The sequence below is a fragment of the Thiohalophilus thiocyanatoxydans genome, from assembly GCF_004366735.1.
GTDB classification, from domain to species: Bacteria; Pseudomonadota; Gammaproteobacteria; order UBA6429; family Thiohalophilaceae; genus Thiohalophilus; species Thiohalophilus thiocyanatoxydans.
The window spans coordinates 1-1,052 of sequence record NZ_SOQX01000015.1 but is presented as its reverse complement, the minus strand read 5'-3'; the positions used below and the strand labels follow the sequence as shown (position 1 = coordinate 1,052).

1 protein-coding gene is annotated in these 1,052 nt (G+C 55.8%); it reads left to right on the top strand.

Annotated elements, in window-relative coordinates:
- Positions 1-56: 56 nt before the first annotated feature.
- Positions 57-1,037: an IS30 family transposase gene (locus EDC23_RS14055; RefSeq protein WP_134085474.1), complete on the top strand. Its 981-nt coding sequence runs from the start codon at positions 57-59 to the stop codon at positions 1,035-1,037.
- Positions 1,038-1,052 lie beyond the last annotated feature (15 nt).

The following is a 1,052-nucleotide window of genomic DNA, read 5'->3' as shown; positions in this document are numbered from 1 at the left end:
GGTGGTCTCTAAGTCCTAGTGCAATACCATAATACCTTAACCCAAGGGGGTGTTGCATGTCAGAGCACTACAAACGTATTACAATGATGGAACGAGAAGAAATCAGCATCGGGTTAGCTCAGGGATGGCGCTACCAGGAGATTGCCCGACACCTGGGGCGCAGTCCGTCGACCATTTCGCGAGAGATTGCTCGAAATTCTGATAGCACAGGCTATCGTGCGGTCACCGCCCAGACCAAAGCGGCCCAACGGTGTTTCAGGAAGCCCCGGAAGCTGGTTTGTGATGGTCGCCTGAGGCAGATTGTCCTTCGGGGCTTACGCAAACAATGGTCGCCCCAGCAGATCAGTGCCCGGCTCAAGCAGGACTATCCCAACGACGAGCAACTGCGTGTGTCAGCCGAAACCATCTATACCTACCTGTACGTGCTCCCTCGCGGTGAATTGCGCCGTGAGCTACTCGGTTATCTGCGTCAGCACCACAAAAAACGTCGTCCACGCAGCCGGGGCGAGGATCGACGCGGTCAGATCCCCGACATGATCAGTATTGAAGAACGGCCTGCTGACGTCGCGGACCGGACCGTGCCCGGTCACTGGGAAGGTGATCTGATCCTCGGCGCGCATCATCAAAGTGCCCTGGGGACCCTGGTGGAGCGCACCACGCGAACGACCTTGCTCATACCTCTCAAAGCCCGGGATGCGCAGAGCGTCCGTAAGGCCTTTGCCCGTCGGTTACGCGCCTTACCCAAGCAGATGAAGTTGTCGTTGACCTATGACCGTGGTAAGGAAATGGCGGAACATCGCCTGTTTACCGAGGACACACAGATGCAGGTTTACTTTGCTCACCCGCAAAGTCCCTGGGAACGTGGTACCAATGAGAATACCAATGGCTTAATCCGACAGTACTTCCCCAAGGGAACCGACTTCAATGCGGTGAGCTACTACAGTATCATGAAGGCGCAAGACCGACTGAATGGCCGTCCACGCAAGGTACTTAACTGGAAGACACCTTACGAAGCCTTCAGCGAATTATTGCGCTAGGAACTAGAGACCGCC

Bases quoted from the DNA above. Each gene is read 5' to 3' on its own strand.
- EDC23_RS14055 (WP_134085474.1), top strand. From the start codon at position 57: ATGTCAGAGCACTACAAACGTATTACAATGATGGAACGAGAAGAAATC.